Origin of the sequence: uncultured Paraglaciecola sp. (assembly GCF_913058035.1) — a bacterium.
Classification (GTDB): domain Bacteria; phylum Pseudomonadota; class Gammaproteobacteria; order Enterobacterales; family Alteromonadaceae; genus Paraglaciecola.
The window spans coordinates 1-25,157 of record NZ_CAJXPA010000026.1; the positions used below are offsets into that span (position 1 = coordinate 1).

Here is a 25,157-nt window from a genome sequence, read left to right on the forward strand (position 1 = left end):
GACCAATATAGCGTGCTTTATTTTCTGCTTTAGAAAATATTGCTTGTGAGTCAAAAAATAAAAGCTGATGTTTTTTTGCTAAGACTTCAAGTTTTTTGTTGAAATATGCAGCTAAGCTATCAAGATTTTGATTGGGGGTGCCAACCCCAATGATGCATTGCAAATTAAGTTTAAGTCTTTTGGTGAAGTTTAATAAAACCTCACATCGGTTGATTGAATTATCTAATAATTTCTGGGATTGTAATTCATCTTGCCTCTGTAAATGAGGATACCAACTTCCATAGGCTGCATATCGTATATCAGGTTCTCCTACAATCATAACTATTGCTCCTTTTTCTGTTGATAAGAAGCCTGAATATTTAAGGGCATATAAACGTAAGATGTAGTTAATTAATCCAACATTATTTATGAGGTTGATCTCTTTGCCACTGCCCACAAAAATTGCAGCACTCAACCGCTTACTTTTTGTATAACTGCGAACATGTGAATCACCAATGATGATCAATTTTATTCCTTAAGAATGATTTAAAAGACAGCGAATAATCTAATTAAATGTTTTTCTAAGTGACTAATTTTAAATGTTTATCTTGAATTTTTTGTATCTCTTCCTTGCAAGTAATACGATCAATTAAATTATTTAATACAAAAATACTGGTAAGTTCTATGCCTCTTGACCCTCCTTGGGAGACTTCGTAGATTTGTTGGTAATTGTCTTTTTTATACAGACAGATATATTTGTCATATTCAATGGCATTGAATTGATCAGTTTCAAAGCCCAGTTTAAGACTTTCAAATTCGTGAACGTTAGAGGTTATGTATTTGGGTAAGATAGCCTGACTATGGAACGAGTTTAGACATGCAGCCAAGGCCACGCTTGAAATATACAAGATAGAATTCATAACGCAATTTCCATCAAATTCATGAACAACTAATTGACTAATATTTACTCTTTCTTGTTTGAATGAATCTGTTACCTCTACGGTTGCCAAGCGCCCTTCTATTGGAAGTATAGATAACTTATTTGAAGTAAAGTAAATGCAATAATCAAATTCAACTTTAGCATTTTTAATTTGCTCCAATGTTAAGAAGTTTATATTTTTAAGCCAAGAGTACTTGGTATTTAACATATATTTTATTGCGTTTTTGACTTTTGGTGAGTCAGTTACGACAACTAGCGACTCATCTTGATATTTTAAATGTAAAAGCTGACTTTCTCTGGCAATTGAATTAAACGATGAGTTATCAAAGTGTCTATTTAGCTGTTTTGTTTGGTTTAAAGTATCAGACCACTTTTTAATAACAGTAGAAACTAATTGATGATCTGCAATTTTTATTAATACTGCGTTTGCGTAATTTACTGTCCCATAATAGTGATAAAACAAAAGTGACTTACCTTTTTTATAGGAGTCAAACAACATTTCTTTTTGTATGTGGATGATGTGTTCGATGTCTTCTCTGCAGGTAATTTCTCTTTCTAACAAGGTTTCAAATGCTTCGAGTTCTTTTATCAAAATGTCATGAGAAAACATATCTTCAAATCTTTTAACAAAGTGGCCCAAACCTTGGTTGGAAAAAATAACAGTGTTGAGTTTTTTCATGGCCAGTGCTTTCTGAGAAGGCGTAGTGATAATTAACAACTCATCCGGTCTTATAGGCAAGGAGCCTTTTATTTTCGCTCCATCGCTACAATTATAGAATTCCTGTCCTTTAGGTTTTGTACTAGTCACTTGTTCGATAACTTGCCTAGACACTTTAAATTCATGTTTAGTATTAACCTTAGGCCGAAAATTTCCGGGTACTATTAGAGAGGTGTTAGCGCTATCTGTGTAATCGTATGTTTCTTTTCCATCGTCTTGGTAATAACCTGACGACTTCGAGTGGTGATGTTTAACATCAACAAAACCGAGATCGACACCAATTAGGTAGACATTGGTGAACCCAATAGTGCTAAATAAGTCTATGGCAAAGTTACTCACGGTGGGAAAGGAGTTAAGCAAAGTTGTAAAGTTTGCCCTATCTAACACATTTAGCGCTGATACCGTTGAAGATTCGCCCTCTTTAAAGGCTATCAATACATCTTTGTATAAATCGCAGGTGTCTGGGTGGATGCCGTTACATGATATGAGAGTGATGTTTTTTAAGTAATCTAAATCGCCAATTAACACCGCCCAGTCATAGGTGCTTCTGTTTTGTTCTATTTCTGCATGAAAATCTGGAGTGATGCCGTGCCTGTGTAAGGCTTGTAGTGTGGTTCCACAGCTAACCACAATTGCTTGACCTTGCCATTCTTTGATGGCTTCAATTGAGCTATCTAAAGACGGGCCGTTGCCAACAATAAATATGGGTACTTCCTTATCGTCGTAATTGAGTTTATTCGCTGGATTGGCTACTAAAAGAGGGATCTTCCGCCTCATACCTTCTTTGGTATGTGCAATACCATAATAAGCATGGTCAAAGTACTCGCCCATGGATATAACCACTTGCAACTGTTCTCTTAGTTGGCTGATAGCGCTGTTTAAAGAAGCGTTATGGTAACTTTGATAAAAGTAGGTGCTGTTGAGAATATAAGGGCCTATTGCGTAGAATTGACTCAATAAATCTCTGAATAAATTAGTGCCGTCGTCACCGATGTTCAAGTAAATGCGAGTTTCTGATTTTTCGACTGTTTCAAATATTACTTGCCAATCAATCGCAAACAGCGAGGCATAGAAAAAGTCTGGATTTGGCTCACATATAAAGAGTTTTTCGACTGTATGTTCATCAAGTAGTTTTTCTAATTGATAACCCACACCTAAACCAAACATAATAATAGAAGGAACCTTGTCGGGCAGGGCGCCTACGTCTTCCTCGGCCTGTTTCAGTAGTTCTTCGGTTTCTTTTACAAATTTATAATGAATGTAGTGGGCGAGTTTTGTGCCTCTATAGCCCAGTACTAGGCCATCCTTGTTGGGCTGTTCGTTGAAGTTTTCAAAGTTTAAAGTACAGTCCGCCTTCGGAGATTCAGCATACCATGTATGTAAACTATCAATTTTAATTAGGTTAACTTCACCTTCTGAGTTGGCGATTGGCAGCCATTTTTTGGGTGTGTAATCTTTGTATACTTTATATATGTCAGGGAAAAATTGTTTAAATGCCTCGAGATTGTTAGCCAGTCTATCGTTAGAGGCCCCTAATAACGAATAGTTTGCTAAGTCTATGTTGGGTGTCCAACTTGGTACGAAGTCTAAGTAACTTTCCTTGGACTTGAGCTTAAAACCACTATTTTCAATTTCATTCCAACTCCGCTCGGTTAAATCTTTGTATAACGAGTCGAACACTTGATGATTATAGTGTTTGTAAATATGAAAGCTGGAAACAGCACAATGTTCAACCAGCTCATTTGCGTCTTTTATCAGGTCTCTTCCATCCTTTTCCAGTTGCAGGAAAATAGCGGTATTGTGCTCTTTTGCTAAGGTGAAAATATCTTGCCACGAGGTGGTCATGACCGAACATTGGAAGTACTGTAATTCTGGTTCGTAAATAAGTAGGTTTTTGATTTTGTGGCGTTTTAATAAATGGCTTAAATGAATACCAAGTCCACACCCAAGTACAACTAAACATTCAATTTCATATGGCATGGGAGGTTGTTGGTTTCTGAATTTTACGCTGGCTAACTGATCAATGCTAAGTGCAGTGCCTGAGTCCTCTTCATAGTTTGAGGATGGTGTTCGGAAAACAACTTCAGGGCAGTGTTGCTCTATTCGCGATAACTGTTCAAGCACTTCTTCTTCAGGATGAAAGCCATAAAATGTGCGGCCCATACCGTAGTCAATAATATTGTTTTCGCCGTATTTATTGATGAAAATAGAATAATTGGCAAGGTCAGTATTTTGCACATAGGGTAAAAGAGAGGGAATACTGCGCTGAAATGCATTGATATTGCTGCTATGTGTTTCTATTATTTGCTTAGCAAGTTTTTCATCGAGCTTAGCTTGTAGTTGCTCATCTTTCTCAATATGTAAACGGATGTTCTTCAGCATACTTAATATTAACTCATTATCTACAGGCACTTCACAATGTAACTATCTTATTATATCGGCAGCACTAAAAAAAGAATAAGTCGTTGAATTTATTATGAGAAGTGGAGTCGGTTTGATTATTGATGTCGGTTTATTATGTTTCTATTTATACGTAGTGATCATTTGTTATACCTTTATAAAATTGCTTGTATTTTACACACCCGTGGACACTCTGCTATTCTAAAAACCAAATGAATGAGGATAAGTTTATGATTGGTTTTAACACTGAATCAAATACATCGTTATTACAACAAGTTCAAAACAAGCAAGAGTCTATACTCGAGAAGTTATCGTCAGGTAAACGTATTAATAGCGCAGCTGATGGCGCGGCGGCTCAGCAGATTATTGATCGTTTGACCACTCAAGTTGAGGGTAATCGCCAGTCAATATCTAATGCATACGATGGCGTGTCTTTGACGCAGGTTGCTGAAGGTGGTTTGGCGGGTATTAATGAAGACGTGAATCGTATCCGTGAGTTGTCCGTGCAATCGGGTAACGGTTTGTTAAACGGTGCTGATCGCCGGGCGATTCAAGCTGAAGTCTCCCAGTTGCAAGAAAATATTTCGCAAACTATCGAGCAAACCGAATTTGCTGGTAAATCCTTGTTATCGAATAATAGCACTATTGATTTTCAAGTGGGCGCTAACGCCGGACAGAAAATTGCGGTGGCGACAAAAGATGCAGCGGCCGGCTTGAGTGATATTCTGAATGTGGATTTAAGCACAGCAAAAGGTGCAGAAGATGCGTTAGCGATAGCGGATACTGCGAACGAATTTGTCGGTACCGCCAGATCTGATTTAGGTGCTACCCAAAATCAATTTGAAAGTGCAGCACGAAATTTAACTCAAGCTGATGTCAATGTTTCTGCGGCTAGAAGCCGTATTCAAGATACTGACTTCGCTCAGGCTGCGTCTGAAAATGTCTCAGCAGGTATTTTGAGTCAAGCGAGTCTTGCGGTGCAAGGCATGGCAAATCAACAACAAGGTCAGATGTTGTCTTTGCTAAATGCTTGAAGTTAGATAACGTTGGATTAATATTGAGCTGCTAAGTGGCTCCTTTTTTTGTCTGAAACTTCTAGCATTAATGCAATGACAAAAAAATATAGTCGTTAAAAATGCCTTAAATTTTATTGCTATCCCGCCTCGAATGTTTAAAATCCTCACGTCCCAATAAATTATAAAAACAACAAAAGGCTGGCAGTAGATGAGTAATATTTTGATTATTAGTTCTGATATAACGCGGGCAAATAATCTTAGTACAATTCTGACATTTCTTGGTGAGCCTTGCAGTTGTGTTTTGTTCACTTCAGCAATAGAAGCCCTTAGAGATAATAGTGATATCAAATCTGTTTTAATTGATGCAGATTCTCATGAATTAGCTTGCGATATCAGTGAAAAATTTCCTCATCAACCTTTTGTACTGGTTGGTAATTATGAAACATACAAACTACAAACAAATATTGTTGGATCTATAAGCGAACCTATCACTTACCCAGTACTGACTCAAATGTTACACCGTTGCCAAGAGTACAAACGCATTCAACCTAAGACCAAAACTACGGTGCAAAATAAAACACGGTTGTTTAGAAGTTTGGTAGGAAAAAGTAAACAAATACAAGTTGTTAGGCATCTGATTGAACAAGTTGCACCTTCAGAGGCAAATGTCTTGATACTTGGTGAGTCAGGAACAGGTAAAGAGGTCATTGCGCGTAACGTACATTTTTTGTCAAATCGCACTGATAGTATTTTTATCCCGGTTAACTGCGGTGCTATCCCTGGTGAGTTACTCGAAAGTGAACTTTTTGGCCATGAAAAAGGTGCGTTTACCGGTGCTATTGGTACACGTAAAGGGCGTTTTGAATTAGCAGAAGGCGGTACGCTGTTTCTTGATGAAATTGGTGATATGCCACTTCAAATGCAAGTCAAGCTACTACGTGTATTACAAGAACGTACATATGAAAGAGTAGGCGGTAGCAAGCCCATCAAATGCGACGTTCGTGTTATTGCTGCAACTCACCGAAATTTGGAAATCATGATTGAGGATGGTCAGTTTAGGGAAGACTTATACTACCGTTTAAACGTATTCCCAATAGACAGTCCTGCTTTGCGCGAACGAAAAGAAGATATTCCTCTTTTATTACAAGAGTTAGTTTCAAGATTGGAGTTTGATAACTCACAAATAAAGTTTACAGCAAACGCGATGACGTCTTTGATGGAGCACAAGTGGAAGGGTAACGTTCGCGAATTATCAAATTTGGTCGAACGTTTGATGATTTTATACCCTAATCAACTGATTGATTTGAGTGATTTGCCCAGTAAATACAAACACCTAGATGTAGAAGATTACGAACCTGATTACCCTGAAGAATTATTAGAACGTGAAGCAATTAACTCTTTATTTGGCGACATTAGTGAAGATAACTCGGAGGAGGTTGACAATACGTCATCGACTGAGTTGCCTAAACAAGGGCTAAACCTTAAAGAATATATTTCAGATTTAGAGGTTAGTTTGATTACCCAAGCTCTTGAGCAACAAGATTGGGTGGTTGCCAGAGCTGCTGAGGCTCTTGGTATGCGCCGCACCACCTTAGTCGAAAAAATGCGAAAGTATAATATTAGTAAAGGTTAGTCCCAGTTCCCTTTTATCATCTCCTTAAAACTTTATCGCGTCATTACATTGACGTTAGATATTCTTAACAATATGTCTTAAGAACCTGATTATAAACAATATTTTTTTTGGCATGGCTTGTGCTTTACTTTACCAGTAATTATTCTGTCTAAGTATTGACGTGAGGAATGTATGGGTTCCAGAAACACCTTAATTGAAACACCCGGTGATAACTTTTCTGTTCTTGGCGAAGTTGTCAGGCACGATGCATTAAAAAAAGCGTCGCATGCACCTAATACTCATGAATTAGATGCATTGCGTTTGCAAGCGAATCGCTTAGAGCATTTGCTTCAAGTTATGCCAGCAGGTGTGGTGGTGATCGACGGTAAAGGTATAGTCAAGCAGTCAAATAACCTTGCTAAAGCCTTGTTGGGTGAGCCTTTAGAGGGGCAACTTTGGCGAACCATCATAGCTCGCTCATTCAAGCCCCAAGCAGATGATGGCCATGAAGTGTCGTTATATGATGGACGAAAAGTCAAACTTTCGATAACTCCCTTAGAAAAAGAGCCTGGGCAGCTTATTGTTCTTACTGATTTGACAGAAACCCGACAATTGCAGCAACGTATCGGCCATTTGCAAAAGTTATCCTCTTTGGGGAAAATGGTCGCTTCTTTGGCGCATCAAATTCGTACCCCTTTATCAGCCGCTATGCTGTACGCAGCTAATCTGTCTAACAACACCTTAAATAAAACATCACGTGAAAAGTTTAGCAACAAACTTGTTTCAAGATTGCGAGACCTAGAAAGCCAAGTTAACGATATGTTGTTGTTTGCAAAAAGTGGTGATGAGCAAGTAATAAGCGAAATCTCGCTGCATACCTTAATGAAAGAGGTGCAGCAAGGAGCTGACGCTATGTTGCAAAGTCAAAAAGCTATTTTAGTACTTTCCTTACCTGAGCCTGATGTGGTCATTCTAGGTAATAAAACAGCGTTAACTGGGGCCTTACAAAACCTTATTCATAACGCCCTAACTGTAAAACCACACAATGCGGTGATTAATTTAGCTGCTTTTTGCAAAAGTAATGACCCTGAATGGGTTAACTTATCTGTCACAGACAACGGTCCTGGTATTCAAATAGAAAATATAAACAGAATATTTGAACCGTTTTTTACGACAAAAAGCAACGGCACTGGCTTAGGCCTCGCAGTAGTCAAGTGTGTCGCTCAGTCACATCAAGGTAAGGCTCATGCAACCAATTTGGCTGGTGGTGGTGCTTGTTTTACTTTATGTTTACCTACTTTTTATGCTGACAAATCGCATCAAGTCATCGCTTCAACACACACAACACAGTATCAACAATGTTTTGTTGATACAGCGGGAAGTTAAAAATATGAGTCAAGCTAAAGTATTGATAGTAGAGGACGATGCAGGCCTAAGAGAAGCTCTAGTTGATACGTTACTTCTTGCTGGTTACCAAGTAATTGAGGCCAACAGTGGTGAACAAGCTATGGTTAAGTTGTCTGAACAATCAGTCGATTTAGTGGTCAGTGATATTCAAATGGGTGGTATGAGTGGTTTATCATTACTCAAAAATATAAAAAATAAATATCCTAATTTAGCAATACTTTTAATGACAGCTTACGCCACAATTGATGACGCTGTGCAGGCTATGCGCGATGGTGCTACCGATTATTTGTCAAAGCCTTTTGCCCCCGAAGTACTACTTAATTTAGTTGGCCGTTATGCTCCTGCAAAAAAAGTAGAATCACGCACCCCAGTGGCAGATGATCCAAGCAGTTTACAGCTACTAAGTTTAGCAAAAAAAGTGGCTAGGTCAGAAGCAACTGTTATGGTCTTAGGCCCTAGCGGTTCTGGTAAGGAAGTACTAGCACGCTATATTCATGATCAGTCCAGTCGAAGTAAACAAGTATTTGTGGCTATTAACTGCGCGGCTATTCCAGAAAACATGTTGGAAGCAACATTGTTTGGTTATGAAAAAGGTGCTTTTACCGGAGCAATACAAGCATGTCCGGGTAAATTTGAACAGGCGCAAGGTGGTACTATTCTTCTCGATGAAATCAGTGAGATGGATTTAAATTTACAAGTCAAATTATTACGTGTGTTGCAAGAAAAAGAAGTTGAAAGACTAGGTGGACGAAAAACTATCTCTTTGGATGTGAGAATTATTGCGACTAGCAACCGTAATCTAAAACAGACTGTCAACGCGGGTGAATTTAGGGAAGATTTATACTATCGCTTAAACGTATTCCCTTTAACTTGGTTACCCCTCGATAAAAGAGGTGGTGATATTATTCCTTTAGCCACACACTTAATCGAACGTCATTGCCAAAAACAAGGTTGCGAAATATCTAAGTTAACTGCGTCTGGTCGCAGCAAATTGTTACAACACAACTGGCCAGGTAATGTACGAGAACTAGAAAACGTGATCCAGCGGGCACTGATTTTATCTGACGGCAATCAAATTGATGCTGAAGATTTAATGATTGAACAAGATATATCGACGTTGACTCATATCCCACGGATTGGTGCTGAGAAAGTTGAAGACGAGAATAGCAAATTGGGTTCAGAATTACGTCAGCAAGAACATCAAATTATTCTTGATACTTTGCAAAGTTGTAAAGGCAGACGTAAGGATGTGGCCGAGAGATTGGGCATTAGTCCGAGAACTTTACGCTATAAACTTGCTAAAATGCGTGAAGTAGGTATTGAATTACCTGCCTAGTAATCCGTTTATAACGTTTCAGCTATTATCTTTTTAAAAACCAAAACCACCTTTAATGGTGGTTTTTGGTTTTTAACTGATTTAAATGATTTTGCAAAGTATGAAGAATATATTGAGCTATATTGTTGTTGTATCGATTGTCAAGAATATGACACCATAATATGTGTTAATTATGAATTTAACATGCTGAATTTATTGACTATTTTCTGTTGTTACCTTTACTTACTTTTTGGCACTTACCTTGCAAAAGATGTAGGCAGTTAACTCAAATTACAAATTACGTCTTTTGCAAGCGGAGCATCTTATGGATATCAAAGCACAGTCACTTTATAAAGAAATGCAGGGCATGGCTTCGGAGACGCAACTGGGATTAGGTCAGCCCAATGCTATTCAGGGTAATCCTACTTCAGAAAATTTTGCTGATTTACTTAGTAATGCCATTGGCAATGTTAATGATATGCAGTTGGAGTCGAAAAGGCAGACTATGGCATTTGAAATGGGCGACAAAAGTTTAAGTTTAGCTGATGTAATGATAGCAAAAGAGAAGTCAGGCATTGCATTCGAAGCAACTATTCAAGTACGAAACAAAGTGCTTGACGCCTACAAACAAATTATGAATATGCCAGTTTAGGAGCTAACTAGTGGCTGAAGCAGCAGGTACAGAACTGGCAATGAGTGATATGAGTACGGATATGTACTCAGATGACGCAGGTGCAGAACAAAAATCTGGTTTTATGGACTCAATTGGTAGTACCGATATTGTGCGCCAAATTACTTTAATCATCGCCTTAGTAATATGTGTGGCGATTGCAGTGTTTATATTGATTTGGGCCAATGAGCCAGATTATCGACCCTTGGCTAGGATGGAAACACAAGAATTAATTGAAACTCTTGACTACCTCGACGGAGCACAAATTGATTATCGTTTAGAGGGTAATACTGTCTACGTTAGTAGTGAGCAATATCAAGTAATCAAATTAGGCATGACACGTCAAGGCATCACCCAAGGTAATACGGCGGGTGTAGATATCATCATGCAAGATATGGGGTTTGGTGTAAGTCAGCGAGTCGAAAAAGTTCGTTTGAAACATGCTAGGGAACAACAAATCGCCAGAACTATTGAAGAAATGACGGCTGTTTCACGAGCAAAAGTGTTGTTAGCATTGCCTAAAGAAAATGTATTTGCTCGTCGAGAGAAAAAAGCCAGTGCAACAGTTGTTGTAACCACCCGGCGTGGGTCGATGATTTCAAGCGGTGAAGTTAATTCTATCGTTGATATTGTCGCCTCAGCAGTGCAGGGTCTGGAGCCTGACCGAGTGACAGTGACTAACAGCAATGGTCGATTGTTAAATTCGGGCTCGCAAGGGGCTGAGTCTGCCCGTTCTCGCAAAGAATACGATTTAGAGAAAAAACGTGAAAGTGCCTACATTGAGAAAATCGATTCAATTCTTATTCCTGTATTAGGTCTAGGCAACTATACAGCACAAGCTGATGTGAGTATGGATTTTACCTCAGTAGAGCAAACACAGCGAAGCTATAACCCAGACCTACCTGCCATTCGCAGCGAAATGACGACAGAAGAAAATAGTGTGGGCGGTTTTATTGCGGGCATACCTGGAGCACTTACCAATCAACCCCCTGCAGACGCTAATATTCCCGAACGTGCCAATGGTAGTTCAACCCAGCAAAGCCCCGGACGAAGTCATAAAGAGGAGACTCGCAATTACGAGCTAGACACCACTGTAAGTTATACTAAACAACAAGTGGGTATGATCCGCCGTTTAAGTGTTTCCGTTGCATTGGATTATGTGACCACCACTGCTGCAGATGGTACAGAGTCAATTGCACCTAGAGCGCAGGCTGAATTATTGGATATTCGCCGCCTATTGCAAGGTGGTATTGGATTTGACGTGACCCGTGGCGATTCTTTAGAAGTGGTAAGCATCCCATTTAATCGTGAGGATGAATATACAGTTATTGATGTTCCATTCTGGGAAGACCCTAGATTTTTACCTTTGATTAAACTTGGTGGCGGTATTTTTATTATCGCTTTGCTTATTTTGGTGGTCGTGCGGCCTATGGTACGTAAACTAATTAATCCTGATGGTTTAAAATCAGATGAAGTTGGTGCGGATCAAGGGCTAGATTTGGGAGATGAGACGATTAGTCTGTTGGGAGATGAGTTCGACGAATCTCAGGTCGGATTTGCAGCAGACGGTACTTTTATGTTGCCAGATCTGCATAAAGATGAAGATATATTAAAAGCAGTTCGGGCGCTAGTAGCAAATGAGCCAGAGTTGTCTTCACAAGTTGTAAAAAACTGGATGATGCTTGATGATTAAGCTTACACTTAACATCTGTTATTTTGAGGGTTAGATCGTGGCTGAAGAACAAAGTAAAACGTCTGGTTATGACGTAAGTAAGTTAGAGGGTGTTGATAAGGCCGCCATATTGCTACTTAGTTTAACTGAAGATGATGCGGCGCAAATACTTAAACATTTAGAGCCTAAGGAGGTGCAAAGACTGGGCTCCGCCATGGCAAAAATTGATGATATGACCCAGTTAAAAATTACTGCAGTGCATAAACATTTTATTGAAGAAATTCAAAATTACAGCACTATTGGTTTTCAAAGCACAGACTTTGTGAAACGTGCACTTACCTCTGCACTAGGTGAAGATAAAGCGGCTAATTTAATTGACCAGATTTTAATGGGTACCGGTGCCAAAGGTTTAGACTCTCTGAAGTGGATGGATTCAAAACAAGTAGCAAGCATTATCCGTAATGAGCACCCACAAATACAAACTATCGTTATGTCATACTTAGATGCAGACCAGTCGGCAGAAATTCTTAGTCAATTCCCAGAAAAAGTACGTTTGGATCTAATGATGAGAGTCGCTAATTTGGAGGAAGTGCAACCTGCTGCATTACAAGAATTGAACGAAATTATGGAGAAACAATTTGCCGGTCAAGCGGGTACGCAAGCCGCTAAGATGGGTGGTTTGAAGTCTGCTGCAGATATCATGAATTACCTTGACACAAATATCGAAGGTCAGTTAATGGATGCTATTCGCGAACAGGACGAAGAAATGAGTCAACAAATTCAAGACCTGATGTTTGTGTTTGATAATTTAGTCGATGTTGATGATAGAGCAATCCAAACTATTTTGCGTGAAGTGCAACAAGATGCCCTACTCAAAGCAATCAAAGGTGCAGAAACCGAACTCAAAGATAAAATCACTAAAAATATGTCTAAACGAGCAGCTGAAATGTTGCTTGATGATCTTGAAGCTATGGGCCCTGTGCGTGTTAGTGAAGTAGAAACTGCACAGAAAGAAATTCTCTCAATAGCTAGACGTTTGGCTGATGCGGGTGAAATCATGTTAGGTGGTGGTGGTGGTGATGAATTCTTGTGATCAAGCTGATAATGGCTCCGAGGTATGTAAAGCATGAGCATTGATGAGCGAGATGATAAACAAATAAATGATCAAATAAATGGTCAAAAAGAAGTTCAAAAAGATGAGATTATAGCGTGGGATTTACCTTACATAGAAGACATCAATCAAACTACCGATGAACTTACCACAAATGCTTTTAATCGTAAGTCAAATTGGAAATATGAGCCGCCAGAAGTTGAAATAGAAATATCACCACCCACAGCAGAAGAGATTGAGTCAATTAGAGATGCGGCTCATGCCGAAGGATATAACCAAGGACAACAAGAAGGCCATACCGAGGGTTACGATGAAGGGTTGACCAAGGGCCATGAAGAAGGTTTGGCAAAAGGAATAGAAGAGGGCACATCACAGGGACTAGCCTCTGGCGAAGAACAAGTTCAACAACACATAACTAATTGGGTCACGTTAATTGAAAGTATTCAAAATCCTGTCGCTAGAGTAGAAGAAGCCTTAGAAAAAGAATTAGTTTTATTAGCTGTGAGTCTTGCTAAAAGCGTTATACGTAGTGAGGTCAAAACCAATACGGATCTTATTTTTCAGGCAATTAGTGAAGGCTTAAAAGCATTACCTATTCAAGAGAAACATTATCAAATTCATTTAAACCCAGAAGATATCAAGCTGGTTAATAATCATTTTAGTCCAGAAGAAATTATTAAACATCGTTGGGATTTGATTGAATCACCTGATTTGTCAGCGGGCGGGTGTGAAATTATTACTCAATCGAATGCCGTAGACATTACTGTAGAACGTCGAGTTAAAGACGTGATTGATAAATTCTTATTAGAACAAGGTCTGAGTCATATTAGTGAAAGCGATCAGTAGATTATGACCAGTAACCTGTTAGACCGGATAAAACGTCTCAAAGACCAAGTGCCACAAGTGCCTATTGTTGCTTGTGGCAAGCTAGTTCGTGGTATTGGGCTGACGCTTGAGGCTGTAGGTTGCCAAATGCCTGTTGGTAGTCAGTGTCTGATCCAAACGATGGAAGGTGAAATTGAAGCCGAGGTGGTCGGTTTTGCAGAAAATATAACGTATTTAATGCCCACTGAAGCAGTCAAAGGAATAGTGCCTGGCTCACGTGTGCAACCGCTCAACCGTGAACAAGGTTTGGCCGTTGGTATGGAATTACTCGGCAGAGTAGTCGATGGTAATGGTCAGCCCTTGGATGGCTTAGGTCCTATTAAGGCAGAAAAACGTGTGCCTCTTTCCCGCCCCCCGATGAATCCTCTTTTACGTAAACCTATCACTCAGCCATTAGATGTAGGGGTCAGAGCGATCAACTCAATCGTGACTGTGGGGTTAGGTCAGCGTATGGGACTTTTTGCGGGTAGTGGTGTGGGTAAAAGTGTATTGATGGGAATGATGACCAGAGGAACCGCTGCGGATATTGTTGTTGTTGGATTAGTAGGTGAACGTGGCAGGGAAGTAAAAGAATTTATTCAAGATATCCTAGGCGAAGAAGAACGTAAAAAGTCTGTTGTAGTAGCAGCGCCAGCAGATACCTCTCCACTTATGCGACTTAAAGGCTGTGAAACAGCAGTAACTATTGCTGAATACTTCCGAGATAAAGGATTAAACGTATTATTACTTATCGATTCTTTGACACGTTACGCTATGGCACAGCGAGAAATTGCCCTTGCTGTAGGTGAACCTCCCGCTACTAAGGGTTACCCACCCTCAGTATTTGCTAGATTACCTGCACTGGTTGAGCGAGCGGGCAATGGCAGTGAAGAACAAGGTTCTATTACTGCTTTTTATACAGTATTGACAGAAGGTGATGATTTACAAGACCCAATCGCTGATGCGGCAAGAGCTATTTTAGACGGACATATTGTACTTTCTAGAGATTTAGCTGATTCAGGTCATTATCCTGCAATTGATATCGAGGCTTCTATAAGCCGTGTTATGCCCATGGTGGTGCCGGAAGAGCATGTTCAAGGGGCGCGGCGTATCCGTCAAGTGTATTCGAATTACCAGCGAAACCGTGACTTGATTAGTATTGGGGCTTACACCAAAGGCACCGACCCAAGGATTGACTTGGCGATAAATGCTGAGCCTGCTATCAACGCATTTTTGCAACAAGGCATGACACAGATTATAGACTTTGAGCATAGCACCGCTGATATGGCCACATTAAGTGGTGGGTTAGGTAAGGGATAAATTAATGTAACCAACAATAATACGACTAATTATCGTATTTATAGGAACTTAACTGATGGCTCAATCTCAACTTCAAGTGGTCGCAGACTGGGAGCGGCGTAAAGAACAGAAATTAGTGCAGGTTTTTCAATTAGCGCAGCAGTTTGCCCAAGATCATAAACAAAAACTTTCTGGACTAGAAAATTACCGCCTAGATTATTTACGACAGGCCCAACAGCGAGCAAAGGAAGGAGTTGGGAGTGTTACCTTCGGTCAACATCAACAATTTATTGGCAAGCTAGATAAGGCCTGTGAAATGCAAGTTAACACTTTAAGTCAAGCGATAAGGGTTGCAGACCAGAGACATATGCAATGGTTAGCACAACAGCGCAAACGTAAAGCGGTAGAAATGTTGTTGGACAAACAACACAAAGCAAAATTAAAACGAGAAGATAAACTGGAACAAATAATGCTGGACGAATTATCATTACAAAAATTTATGCGCAAGTGATAACGGCAAGTATATAAGTTGGAATGGTCTTTGCTGTTGTCATGCATACATAAACAAATAACTGTAAAATCTGAAGTGTACTTAATTTAAAATTTAGCTAATTGAAAATTGCATGTAATAGAAAATAGCTTATAAATTAGTACTTTAGTTTTAATTTGTCAGTTCGATGGATAAAAAATAATGATGCAACATGTTGCCACAGCCAAATCAGAAGTTGCCGCTTTTGCCACAGGTCCGGATGCCAGTTCAATGACTGAGCCTGAGTTAAATAAACAGTTCGATAAGTTACTGCAACAATCGAGTGACGAAATAAATAAAGTGTCATCATCAACTCAACCATCCACAAAAATTAAAAGCACTTCAAATAGTCATACAAAAAACTTGAATACAGAAACAACAAGCTTGTCAAAAGGCGAGCCTGTTAAGCAATTTACCGTTAAAGATGACAATTTTGATATTGATACTCAAGAATGGGTGTCGTTGGTTGATAATTTGCAGAAGCTAGCAGATATCGCGCAACTAACAAATTCCTCTATTGGAACGAATAAAGAACAGGTAGTTGACGCACTCATGGTGGGAATAGATGAGAATTTGTTATTGCAGAATGAACTCACAAAACTTTCGGGAGAGATATCAATCGTTGACGAAGCTGTAGATGAAGTTTTATTGAACCCAAAAAGTTTGATGGCTGCAGACTTAACTTTAGATGAAGATAAATCGCTTCTCAAAACTTTACTCATTAATTCTGTAACTGATGAAGCCCATACATTAGACAAATCGGTGCATGCTCAACAAGTTGACACTAATTTACCTGCTGTAATTAAAACCGAAAATATGGCCAGTGATAATGATTTAAAAAATATTTTAAATCTGTCTGATAAACAGCTGGATAGAGTGTTGGAGAATATTGCTCAACGAGTGTTTGATAATAAAAAATCTGCTGAGTCGATAGGTCCTGAAAAGTTTGCTTTGCCGGTTGTTAATGTAGTTGAATCTTCTTCAAAGGATTTTATTTCTGCGATGAAGTCGGGCTTAGAGGAATTTAAAGAGCAATTGTCTCAGGGTAGAGAGCCAGGAATTGATTTAAAAGCGATGTTGTCAAATGCGTTATCAAAAACTAATGAGTCTGAAGCTATTTCTAAGGCACCGGTCAATCTAGAACTGGTTGTAAAAAGTGTTTCTCAGGTGTTAGATTTAGCTCAGTCAATGAATCGTATGATCGAACAAAATCATGAGCAAACTTATAGCGCTTCGCTAAAAGATATTGCCCAAATTCAGGGCGAACAAAGCAAACAAACTCAATTAAATCAATTTGAGTCTAAGTTTGAAAAAGCCATTAATATAGCTAAACCTGAGGGGCATCAGCAGTTAGCTGAAAAAGTGCGTTGGATGATGAACACTAAAAACTTAGTGGCTGAGATACGACTCGATCCAGCTGAATTAGGTTCAGTTCATGTTAAAGTTGCACTTTCTGGGGAGTCAGCAACTGTAAATTTTGTGGTTCAATCCCAACAAGCACGAGATGCAGTAGACACTGCCACCCCCAAATTAAGAGAAATGTTAGCTGAAAAAGGTATTGAACTTGGCGAATCCTCAGTACGTCAAGAAAGCGATGATCGACAAGGGCAGGGCGACGGTGAACTATCCGGGCAGAAAAACCATAGCGATGATGGTACTGAAAATACTGAGTTACCTGAACAAACTTTTGCACAGCAAAATATTATCAACGGGGCCCTAGGCGGGATCGATTATTTTGTTTAGTTTGTAATGAAATAGCCTAAAGCCCTTTGCCAATTTAACTTTGGGGCTGATAATAGGAACATGTTCCTAAAGTTTGACAAATTGAGAGAAAAGAATGGCTGAAGAAGAATTAAAGTTGGAAGAGGGCGGCAAAAAAAACAAACTAATTATTATTGTTGCTGTCGTCGTTTTTATACTAATTGCGGTAGGTGGTGCCAGTTATTTTTTTTTGATGGGTGACGATGATGCAACTGAGCCGTCCGCCAGTGAGACAATGCCGGAAGGGGAAGAAAGTGTTGACTTTTTTTCCAAAGCTGGAACTGCTTTATATGTCGCAATGCCTAGACCGTTCGTATTTAATGTGCCTGGGGTTGGACGAGACCGCTTAGTCGAGATTAAAGTGCAGCTAATGTTACGAGGTTCCGATAACGAAGAACAAGCAAAGATGCATATTCCTTTAATTGAAGGCACTTTGTTGAAAACGTTCAGTACTGCTAATGCTGATGCTCTTGCTACTGAGGCGGGCAAAAAAGCCATTCGTAATAGTGCTTTAAAAGAATTACAGAAAACCATGCTGAATATCAGCGGTGACAAGACAGTTGAAGAAATACTTTTCACTGGTTTTGTTATGCAGTAACAACTGATTTGTTAATGAGAGAGTTAGATTGAGCGATTTATTATCACAAGACGAAATTGATGCACTATTACATGGTGTAGATGATGTGGAGGAAGAAGAAGTTGACAAAACTGTGTCTGAAGGCTCAGCAATGGAATACGACTTTTCTTCTCAAGATCGTATTGTTCGTGGACGCATGCCAACACTTGAAATCGTTAATGAACGTTTTGCTCGGCATATGCGTGTCAGTCTGTTTAATATGATGCGTCGTGCGGCAGACGTTTCTATTAACGGCATTCAAATGATTAAGTTTGGTGAGTACATTCACACTCTTTTTGTACCTACTAGTTTGAACATGGTGCGTTTTCGACCACTTAAAGGTACTGGACTTATCACCATGGAGGCAAGGCTCGTATTTATTTTGGTTGATAACTTTTTTGGTGGCGATGGTCGTTTTCACGCAAAAATTGAAGGCAGAGAATTTACTCCAACTGAACGGCGTATCGTCCAGATGTTATTGAAGCTTATTTTTGAAGATTACAAAGAAGCATGGGCACCTGTCATGGACGTGTCATTTGAATATCTAGACTCTGAAGTAAACCCAGCAATGGCCAATATTGTTAGCCCAACAGAAGTTGTGGTGATCAGCTCTTTCCACATAGAGCTAGACGGTGGCGGTGGTGATTTCCACATATCTTTACCTTATTCAATGCTGGAGCCTATAAGAGAGCTCTTAGATGCCGGTGTACAAAGCGATAAAGAAGATACTGATTTACGTTGGAGCAAAGCTTTACGAGATGAAATGATGGATGTGCAGGTCGCTTTATCTACCCATATGATGGATGTGAAATTATCGTTAAAAGATGTTATGGAGTTAAAGTCGGGTTATGTAATACCCATAGAAATGCCTAACCATATTACTGTGCTAATCGAGGGTTTACCGACGTTTAGGGCCAAGTTAGGTCGTTCAAGAGAGAACGTAGCACTTAAAATAATTGAGAAAATTGCGCGCCCAACTTCAGTGAAGTCTGAGTTGCAACTGTTAACTAAAGGTGGTCGAAGAATCGATAACGACGCCGAATTGCAAACCCTCGAAGATGATTGGTAAATCTATTTGTCTACAGTATGGAGTAAATAATGAGTGAAGAAGACGGTTTAGATGATTGGGCTGATGCCATGGAAGAACAGGCTGATGATAAAGGTAAAACTGAAGTTGAGTTTGGCACTGATGCAGAAATTGCTGAACTTGAAGAATTTGATGAAGACCATGAAATCACGTCGAATGAAAAGCGCAAACTCGATACCATCCTAGATATTCCTGTGACTATCGCTATGGAAGTGGGAAGGACCAATATTAGTATCCGAAACTTACTACAATTAAACCAAGGTTCTGTAGTGGAGTTGGACAGAATTGCAGGAGAACCATTAGATGTTTTAGTAAATGGCACGTTGATTGCTCATGGTGAGGTAGTAGTCGTCAACGATAAATTTGGTATTAGATTAACTGATGTTATTAGTCAATTGGAAAGAATTAAAAAAATTAGATAAACAAAAAGCCTATAAAACATGGGCTTGGATAGCTTTCTGCTCATGTTTATGTGTTCCTTTTGAGGCCTATTCGGCGTCTGAAAGTCTCTCAAATCCCACATCAATAGTGTCAATATTCCTTTCTTTATTGTTGGTTATTGGTGTTGTTTTTATACTTGCATACCTCATGCGACGGTTTAACGTCACCCAATCTGGCACTTCAAATTTAAAAGTTGTAGCTTCTATGATGGCAGGAGCCAAAGAAAGAGTTTTGGTTATTGAGGTAGCGGGTGAGCAACATCTATTGGGTGTTACGGCTCATAACATCAGCCATTTAGCGACTTTATCTACGCTTATTAATAATAAGCCAGCATCGCCAAGCAACGAAAATTTCAAAGATAAACTTGCATTTTTTATGGCTGGTAAAATTAACCCCACTATCCCGAAAAATAATAAAACAAGCAGTATTGATGGAAAACAGTCATGAAAAAAACATGTTTGTATGCCTGCTTGATGTTGTTTCTTATTTTGTTTAGTGGATTAGTTTTGGCAGAACCTGGGATCCCTGCATTAAAGCTGACTGATAATCCAGATGGCAGTAAAGACTATACTATGACCCTCCAGGTTGTAGCTATCATGACATCGTTAAGTTTACTGCCTGCTTTTGTGATGATGATGACCTCGTTCACGCGGATCATAATTGTTCTGTCAATTTTACGTCAAGCAATAGGTCTGCAGCAATCACCCTCTAACCAGATTTTGGTGGGGGTGAGTTTGTTTCTATCGATGTTTATCATGGCACCTGTTTTTGAAAAGATAAACGAAACGGCATTACAACCTTACTTAAATGAAGAGCTTACCTCAATCCAAGCTTATGAAATTGGTAAAGAACCATTGCGTGCATTTATGCTGGCACAAACACGGGTTAAAGATCTAGAGACTTTTGTGCAAATTGGCGGCATGGATGGACAGTTTCAAGAGCCTGCTGATGTGCCTATGAATGTCTTGATCCCTGCATTTGTAACAAGCGAACTCAAGACTGCATTCCAAATTGGCTTTATGTTATTTATCCCCTTTTTAATTTTAGATTTGGTAGTCGCTTCAATATTGATGGCGATGGGTATGATGATGTTGTCACCCATGATCGTATCATTGCCTTTTAAGCTGATGTTATTTGTATTAGTGGATGGTTGGAACTTAGTCTTTGGCACCTTGGCCAATAGTTTTGGGATGAGTTAGCGAATGTTATACGGCCAGAGAATTAATAATAAGGTGCACCCATGAGTCCAGAAGTCTTCGTCGATATACTCAAAGAAGCGTTGCAGATGGTTATTCTGTTGGTTTCGGCGATTATCCTGCCTAGTTTATTTGTTGGATTAATTGTTGCTGTGTTTCAAGCCGCAACCTCTATCAATGAACAAACAATGAGTTTTTTGCCGCGTCTGATTGTCACTTTGTTGGCACTTAGTTGGGGTGGACATTGGCTAGTGCAGAAGCTTATGGACTTCTTTTTTACTATGGTAGAACGTATCCCTGAAGTATTAGGCTAGTGTTACTACTTGTTTTAGACCAAGGCTAAATCTTGGATATAGCAACGACTACCATCATGCAGTATCTGGCGGATTTATTGTTGCCATTTATGCGTATATCAGGGTTATTTGCCTCTATGGTGGGTTTGAGTGCTAAGACAGTGCCACCTATGACAAGGGCGCTGCTGACACTTTTTTTGACCCTTATTATCATGCCCGTTATCCCGCCAGTTCCGATTCCAGCAAACGACCTTTTTTCTGTAGGTACGTTCTTATTAGTGGCCCAGCAATTAATTATTGGCATAGCATTGGGTTTTTTGTCGAATATGGTGCTCAACACTTTTGTGTTAGCAGGACAAATAGTGGCTCTTCAAACGGGCTTGGGTTTTGCATCAATAGTTGATCCAGTTAATGGTATCAGTGTGCCTGCAGTGGGACAGTTTTATCTTATATTAGCAACACTGCTATTTTGGTCATTAGATGGACATTTAGCCATGATACGCATGATTGTGATGAGTTTTGAGGCTTTTCCGATTGGTGAGGCATGGTTTGCCCCAGAACAATTTAGAGACATTGCACACTGGGCAGGCTGGATGTTTATTTCAGCTGTCACCATTTCTCTGGCGCCTATTGTGTCATTACTTATTGTGAATCTGGCCTTTGGTGTGATGACAAAAGCAGCGCCACAATTAAATATTTTTAGTATTGGTTTCGCCATCGCTCAAATTATGGGGCTTTTGATTATTTGGTTAACTTTAGACAACTTAACGCATCACTTTGAGGTGATGTGGGAGCGGGCACTGAATATGATGTGCCAGCTGGTGCTAGTGTGTACTTAAGTGGTAGTGAATTTAAGTTAATAGAGGTAAGCCATGTCTGATGCAAACGAAAAAACAGAAGAACCCACCTCCAAAAAAATTGAGGACTCCCGTAAAAAAGGGCAAATTGCTAGGTCTAAAGAGCTGTCGACAACTTTAGTTTTAATCTCCAGTGGCGTCAGTTTCTTAGTTATTGGTTCTGAGATTGCTAACGCTTTGTTTGAAGTGTCACAGCGCACGTTTACTCTGTCTCGCGACGAGACTTACGATTTTACCCATATGTTTCAAGCATGGGGGTTTGCCATTGACACCATCAGCTTGCCTGTATTGTCTTATATGCTGATTGTGACTGTTGCAGGCATTTACGGCAATATTGCTCTAGGTGGATATAATTTCACTTGGGATTCAGCGGCGCCAAAAGCTCAAAAAATAAGCCCAATAGCTGGATTTAAGCGAATGTTCGGTATGAACAGCGTAGTGGAATTATTTAAAGCGATAGCTAAATTTGTGGTGGTGGCGCTGATGGCATACGTAGCACTTATTATATTTAAAGATGAAGCGTTACATTTGGACTTAGAACTGTATCCACAAAACTTGTTTCATGCCTTAGATTTAATTGCATGGGCTTTTTTGATGATGTGTTGTGCTTTGATCCCCATAGCTGTGTTTGATGTGCCTTATCAGAGTTATAAACACAACAAAGAAATGAAAATGTCGTTACAGGAAGTTAAAGACGAACGTAAAAATGCCGACGGCGATCCTCAAGTTAAAAGCAGAATTCGTAAGTTACAATATCAAGCTGCTGCTAACCGTATGATGCAAGAAGTGCCGAACGCTGATGTGATAGTAACCAACCCAACTCACTTTTCTGTTGCATTAAAGTACGATCAGTTTGGTACCCGCGCGCCGACTTTAGTAGCTAAAGGAGTCGATGAAATGGCGATGCATATTAGAACAATTGCCAATGCCCATGAAGTACCCATCGTGGCTTCTCCTATGCTTGCTAGGGCTATTTATTATTCAACTGAAACAGATCACGAAATTCCGGAAAAGTTGTTTATGGCCGTAGCTCAGGTATTGGCATATGTGTATCAATTAAAAGCCTTTAAGCAAGGTAAAGGTAAACGTCCTAAACCAATTAAAAGTAACCTGCCTATTCCGCCTGAATTAAGACGATAACGTTATTTTATAATTAAAATCATGCTTCTAAACAGACTTGGCTCACTAGTTGCTTTTACTACTTATAAGGTCAACAGAATCAACAAAGCGTCAATTTTTCGTTTATGCAATTAGCCTCTTATTTCGGTCGATTTGACAAAAATCAATTCAAGTCCATATCATCTGGTTTAGGCGCACCAATCGTCCTATTAGCAATAATGGGCATGGTGATTTTACCTATGCCAGCTTTCTTATTGGACATCTTATTTAGCTTTAATATTGCCCTTTCTCTTGTGGTCATATTGGTGTCAGTCTTTACTAAAAAACCCGTTGATTTTGGTATTTTTCCTCTTGTACTGTTAATTGCGACTGTATTACGACTTGCCTTAAATGTAGCGTCAACAAGAATAGTTTTACTTGAGGGTCACGAAGGAGGTGATGCAGCAGGTAAGGTAATACAAGCTTTTGGTGAAGTAGTCATTGGTGGGAATTATGCAGTAGGTATCGTTGTTTTTGCTATTTTACTCATCATTAACTTCAAAGTGGTTACCGCTGGCGCGGGGCGAATTTCAGAAGTCAGTGCACGTTTTACTTTGGACGCCATGCCCGGTAAACAGATGGCTATAGATGCAGATCTAAATGCCGGTTTTATTGATTCCGATGAAGCCCGTAAACGTCGTTTTGAAGTAACTAGTGAAGCAGATTTTTATGGCTCCATGGACGGTGCCTCAAAATTTGTTAAGGGTGATGCAATTGCTGGTTTATTCATTATGTTAATAAACATAGTGGGAGGCTTGTTTATTGGGATGATCCAACATGATCTGGCTTTTGGTGATGCCATTGAAATATATACATTATTAACAATAGGTGATGGCTTAGTTGCACAAATTCCTTCATTACTGTTGTCAGTAGCCACCGCTATTATTGTGACAAGAGAAAATGACTCACAAGAAATGGGCAAAGAATTAACTAAGCAATTGGGAAATCAACGGGCACTCTATATCACCTCTGGTATTTTGTTCGTAATGGGGATTGTACCCGGTATGCCCCATGTTGCTTTTTTGGGGTTCAGTGCGGTGGTGGGTGGTTACGCTTATTATAGCCATTGGCGCGCAAAAAAAATTGCCAATGAACCAGTAGCGGTTAAATCTTTACCTGAACACAATCAACAGCCATTAGAAGTAAAAGAGCTTAGTTGGGATGACGTGCAGCATGTGGATACCATCGGCTTAGAAGTGGGTTATAGATTGATCCCATTGGTAGATAAAGCTCAAGGTGGCGAATTGCTTACTCGTATTAAAGGTGTCCGGAAAAAATTATCCCAAGAATTAGGTTTCTTGATCCCACCCGTACATATCCGTGACAACTTAGATCTAAGCCCAAATAATTACACCATTGCTATGTTAGGTGTCACTGTAGGCGAAGCTGAATTGAGCCATGATGATGAATTAGCAATTAATCCAGGGCAAGTGTTTGGTAAATTAGAAGGCAAAGTGACAAAAGATCCTGCCTTTGGACTCGATGCTGTCTGGATCAGAGCCAATCAAAGAGAACATGCACAAACCTTAGGTTATACGGTAGTGGATGCTGCCACAGTCGTTGCTACTCATTTAAGCCAATTGTTAACCAATAATGCCTATCAATTGTTAGGACATGAAGAAGTTCAACAATTGTTAGATTTGCTGGCAAAAAACAGTCCTAAACTTGTCGAAGGTTTAGTGCCTGATATATTGCCACTGAGCACAGTAGTCAAAGTTCTACAAACCATGCTTTACGAAGGTGTGCCGATAAGAGATATGCGCAGCATAGTGCAAACATTATGTGAGTTTGGCCCCAAAAGCCAAGATCCTGACGTATTGGTTTCTGCGGTACGTATCGCTCTAAAACGCTTAATTGTTCAAGAAATAAACGGTGGTTTGGGAGAAATACCTGTTATTACTTTGGCACCAGAATTGGAACAGATGTTGCACCAGTCACTACAAGCTGGAGGAGCAGATGGTGCGGGAATTGAACCCGGTCTTGCTGAACGTTTACAAGTGTCGTTAAACGAAGCCGCTCAGCAACAAGAATTAGCAGGTGAACCTGCAGTTTTATTGACCTCAGGTATGTTAAGGCCGGTATTATCAAAATTTTTAAAACACTCTGTGAGTGGATTACATGTGTTGTCTTATCAGGAAATACCTGACGACAAACAAATTAAAATTGTCAGTGCCGTAGGTCAATAATCTGACAGATCGGTCTAGTGTGATGTGGGT

Annotated in this window: 22 protein-coding genes; 20 read left to right on the forward strand and 2 right to left on the reverse strand. The window is 39.6% G+C overall.

The window, feature by feature from the left end:
* The coding region (locus QZ562_RS05315; protein WP_293757708.1) for a hypothetical protein at positions 1 to 505 on the reverse strand (505 nt) is incomplete at its 3' end.
* A gap of 55 nt (positions 506 to 560) precedes the next feature.
* Positions 561 to 4,019: a 6-hydroxymethylpterin diphosphokinase MptE-like protein gene (locus tag QZ562_RS05320; protein WP_293757710.1), complete on the reverse strand. Its 3,459-nt coding sequence runs from the start codon at positions 4,017 to 4,019 to the stop codon at positions 561 to 563.
* Positions 4,020 to 4,267: 248 nt separating this feature from the next.
* On the opposite strand from QZ562_RS05320, the gene QZ562_RS05325 reads away from it, so the two are divergent.
* From QZ562_RS05325 to flhA, 20 genes are all read left to right on the forward strand, one after another.
* A complete protein-coding gene (locus QZ562_RS05325) occupies positions 4,268 to 5,071 on the forward strand; it encodes a flagellin (protein WP_293757712.1) in 804 nt (267 codons plus the stop codon).
* A 190-nt stretch (positions 5,072 to 5,261) separates the two neighbouring features.
* Complete coding sequence (locus QZ562_RS05330) at positions 5,262 to 6,686, forward strand: sigma-54 dependent transcriptional regulator (RefSeq protein WP_293757714.1); 1,425 nt, start codon at positions 5,262 to 5,264, stop codon at positions 6,684 to 6,686.
* Positions 6,687 to 6,857: 171 nt separating this feature from the next.
* Positions 6,858 to 8,051, forward strand: coding sequence for an ATP-binding protein (locus tag QZ562_RS05335; RefSeq protein ID WP_293757716.1), 1,194 nt, complete (start codon positions 6,858 to 6,860; stop codon positions 8,049 to 8,051).
* Between the two features lie 4 nt (positions 8,052 to 8,055).
* Entirely contained in the window at positions 8,056 to 9,408 is a 1,353-nt protein-coding gene (locus QZ562_RS05340) for a sigma-54 dependent transcriptional regulator (protein WP_293757718.1), read from the forward strand.
* A 304-nt stretch (positions 9,409 to 9,712) separates the two neighbouring features.
* Positions 9,713 to 10,039 (forward strand): flagellar hook-basal body complex protein FliE, encoded by a 327-nt coding sequence (fliE, locus tag QZ562_RS05345; protein ID WP_293757720.1) that lies wholly within the window; start codon positions 9,713 to 9,715, stop codon positions 10,037 to 10,039.
* A gap of 10 nt (positions 10,040 to 10,049) precedes the next feature.
* Entirely contained in the window at positions 10,050 to 11,750 is a 1,701-nt protein-coding gene (gene fliF / locus QZ562_RS05350) for a flagellar basal-body MS-ring/collar protein FliF (protein ID WP_293757722.1), read from the forward strand.
* A gap of 34 nt (positions 11,751 to 11,784) precedes the next feature.
* Positions 11,785 to 12,822 (forward strand): flagellar motor switch protein FliG, encoded by a 1,038-nt coding sequence (gene fliG / locus QZ562_RS05355; protein WP_293757774.1) that lies wholly within the window; start codon positions 11,785 to 11,787, stop codon positions 12,820 to 12,822.
* Between the two features lie 33 nt (positions 12,823 to 12,855).
* Entirely contained in the window at positions 12,856 to 13,686 is an 831-nt protein-coding gene (gene fliH / locus QZ562_RS05360) for a flagellar assembly protein FliH (protein ID WP_293757724.1), read from the forward strand.
* Between the two features lie 3 nt (positions 13,687 to 13,689).
* A complete protein-coding gene (gene fliI / locus QZ562_RS05365; protein ID WP_293757726.1) occupies positions 13,690 to 15,024 on the forward strand; it encodes a flagellar protein export ATPase FliI in 1,335 nt (444 codons plus the stop codon).
* A gap of 55 nt (positions 15,025 to 15,079) precedes the next feature.
* The gene (gene fliJ / locus QZ562_RS05370) at positions 15,080 to 15,514 is read left to right on the forward strand and encodes a flagellar export protein FliJ (RefSeq protein ID WP_293757728.1); all 435 of its coding nucleotides are present in this window, start codon (positions 15,080 to 15,082) and stop codon (positions 15,512 to 15,514) included.
* A 180-nt stretch (positions 15,515 to 15,694) separates the two neighbouring features.
* On the forward strand, positions 15,695 to 17,275 hold the full coding sequence (locus tag QZ562_RS05375) for a flagellar hook-length control protein FliK (RefSeq protein ID WP_293757730.1): 1,581 nt from the start codon (positions 15,695 to 15,697) through the stop codon (positions 17,273 to 17,275).
* 94 nt (positions 17,276 to 17,369) lie between these two features.
* Positions 17,370 to 17,891 (forward strand): flagellar basal body-associated protein FliL, encoded by a 522-nt coding sequence (fliL, locus tag QZ562_RS05380; RefSeq protein WP_293757732.1) that lies wholly within the window; start codon positions 17,370 to 17,372, stop codon positions 17,889 to 17,891.
* Positions 17,892 to 17,919: 28 nt separating this feature from the next.
* Positions 17,920 to 18,978: a flagellar motor switch protein FliM gene (gene fliM / locus QZ562_RS05385; RefSeq protein WP_293757734.1), complete on the forward strand. Its 1,059-nt coding sequence runs from the start codon at positions 17,920 to 17,922 to the stop codon at positions 18,976 to 18,978.
* A 29-nt stretch (positions 18,979 to 19,007) separates the two neighbouring features.
* On the forward strand, positions 19,008 to 19,418 hold the full coding sequence (gene fliN, locus QZ562_RS05390; RefSeq protein ID WP_293757736.1) for a flagellar motor switch protein FliN: 411 nt from the start codon (positions 19,008 to 19,010) through the stop codon (positions 19,416 to 19,418).
* Positions 19,378 to 19,884 carry a flagellar biosynthetic protein FliO gene (gene fliO, locus QZ562_RS05395; protein WP_293757738.1) on the forward strand — a complete coding sequence of 169 codons (507 nt, stop codon included), beginning with the start codon at positions 19,378 to 19,380 and terminating at the stop codon, positions 19,882 to 19,884. The genes fliN and fliO overlap by 41 nt, the downstream gene beginning before the upstream one ends.
* Positions 19,881 to 20,636, forward strand: coding sequence for a flagellar type III secretion system pore protein FliP (gene fliP, locus QZ562_RS05400; protein WP_293757740.1), 756 nt, complete (start codon positions 19,881 to 19,883; stop codon positions 20,634 to 20,636). Before fliO ends, fliP begins: the two co-directional genes overlap by 4 nt.
* Positions 20,637 to 20,677: 41 nt before the next feature.
* Entirely contained in the window at positions 20,678 to 20,947 is a 270-nt protein-coding gene (fliQ, locus tag QZ562_RS05405; protein ID WP_293757742.1) for a flagellar biosynthesis protein FliQ, read from the forward strand.
* A gap of 32 nt (positions 20,948 to 20,979) precedes the next feature.
* A complete protein-coding gene (fliR, locus tag QZ562_RS05410) occupies positions 20,980 to 21,765 on the forward strand; it encodes a flagellar biosynthetic protein FliR (protein ID WP_293757744.1) in 786 nt (261 codons plus the stop codon).
* Between the two features lie 33 nt (positions 21,766 to 21,798).
* Complete coding sequence (gene flhB, locus QZ562_RS05415) at positions 21,799 to 22,923, forward strand: flagellar biosynthesis protein FlhB (protein WP_293757746.1); 1,125 nt, start codon at positions 21,799 to 21,801, stop codon at positions 22,921 to 22,923.
* Positions 22,924 to 23,027: 104 nt separating this feature from the next.
* Complete coding sequence (gene flhA, locus QZ562_RS05420; RefSeq protein WP_293757748.1) at positions 23,028 to 25,127, forward strand: flagellar biosynthesis protein FlhA; 2,100 nt, start codon at positions 23,028 to 23,030, stop codon at positions 25,125 to 25,127.
* Positions 25,128 to 25,157: the final 30 nt, after the last annotated feature.

Bases quoted from the DNA above. Each gene is read 5' to 3' on its own strand.
- QZ562_RS05320 (WP_293757710.1), bottom strand. From the start codon at position 4,019: ATGCTGAAGAACATCCGTTTACATATTGAGAAAGATGAGCAACTACAA.
- QZ562_RS05325 (WP_293757712.1), top strand. From the start codon at position 4,268: ATGATTGGTTTTAACACTGAATCAAATACATCGTTATTACAACAAGTT.
- QZ562_RS05330 (WP_293757714.1), top strand. From the start codon at position 5,262: ATGAGTAATATTTTGATTATTAGTTCTGATATAACGCGGGCAAATAAT.
- QZ562_RS05335 (WP_293757716.1), top strand. From the start codon at position 6,858: ATGGGTTCCAGAAACACCTTAATTGAAACACCCGGTGATAACTTTTCT.
- QZ562_RS05340 (WP_293757718.1), top strand. From the start codon at position 8,056: ATGAGTCAAGCTAAAGTATTGATAGTAGAGGACGATGCAGGCCTAAGA.
- fliE (WP_293757720.1), top strand. From the start codon at position 9,713: ATGGATATCAAAGCACAGTCACTTTATAAAGAAATGCAGGGCATGGCT.
- fliH (WP_293757724.1), top strand. From the start codon at position 12,856: ATGAGCATTGATGAGCGAGATGATAAACAAATAAATGATCAAATAAAT.
- fliI (WP_293757726.1), top strand. From the start codon at position 13,690: ATGACCAGTAACCTGTTAGACCGGATAAAACGTCTCAAAGACCAAGTG.
- fliJ (WP_293757728.1), top strand. From the start codon at position 15,080: ATGGCTCAATCTCAACTTCAAGTGGTCGCAGACTGGGAGCGGCGTAAA.
- QZ562_RS05375 (WP_293757730.1), top strand. From the start codon at position 15,695: ATGATGCAACATGTTGCCACAGCCAAATCAGAAGTTGCCGCTTTTGCC.
- fliL (WP_293757732.1), top strand. From the start codon at position 17,370: ATGGCTGAAGAAGAATTAAAGTTGGAAGAGGGCGGCAAAAAAAACAAA.
- fliN (WP_293757736.1), top strand. From the start codon at position 19,008: ATGAGTGAAGAAGACGGTTTAGATGATTGGGCTGATGCCATGGAAGAA.
- fliO (WP_293757738.1), top strand. From the start codon at position 19,378: ATGTTATTAGTCAATTGGAAAGAATTAAAAAAATTAGATAAACAAAAA.
- fliP (WP_293757740.1), top strand. From the start codon at position 19,881: ATGAAAAAAACATGTTTGTATGCCTGCTTGATGTTGTTTCTTATTTTG.
- fliQ (WP_293757742.1), top strand. From the start codon at position 20,678: ATGAGTCCAGAAGTCTTCGTCGATATACTCAAAGAAGCGTTGCAGATG.
- flhB (WP_293757746.1), top strand. From the start codon at position 21,799: ATGTCTGATGCAAACGAAAAAACAGAAGAACCCACCTCCAAAAAAATT.
- flhA (WP_293757748.1), top strand. From the start codon at position 23,028: ATGCAATTAGCCTCTTATTTCGGTCGATTTGACAAAAATCAATTCAAG.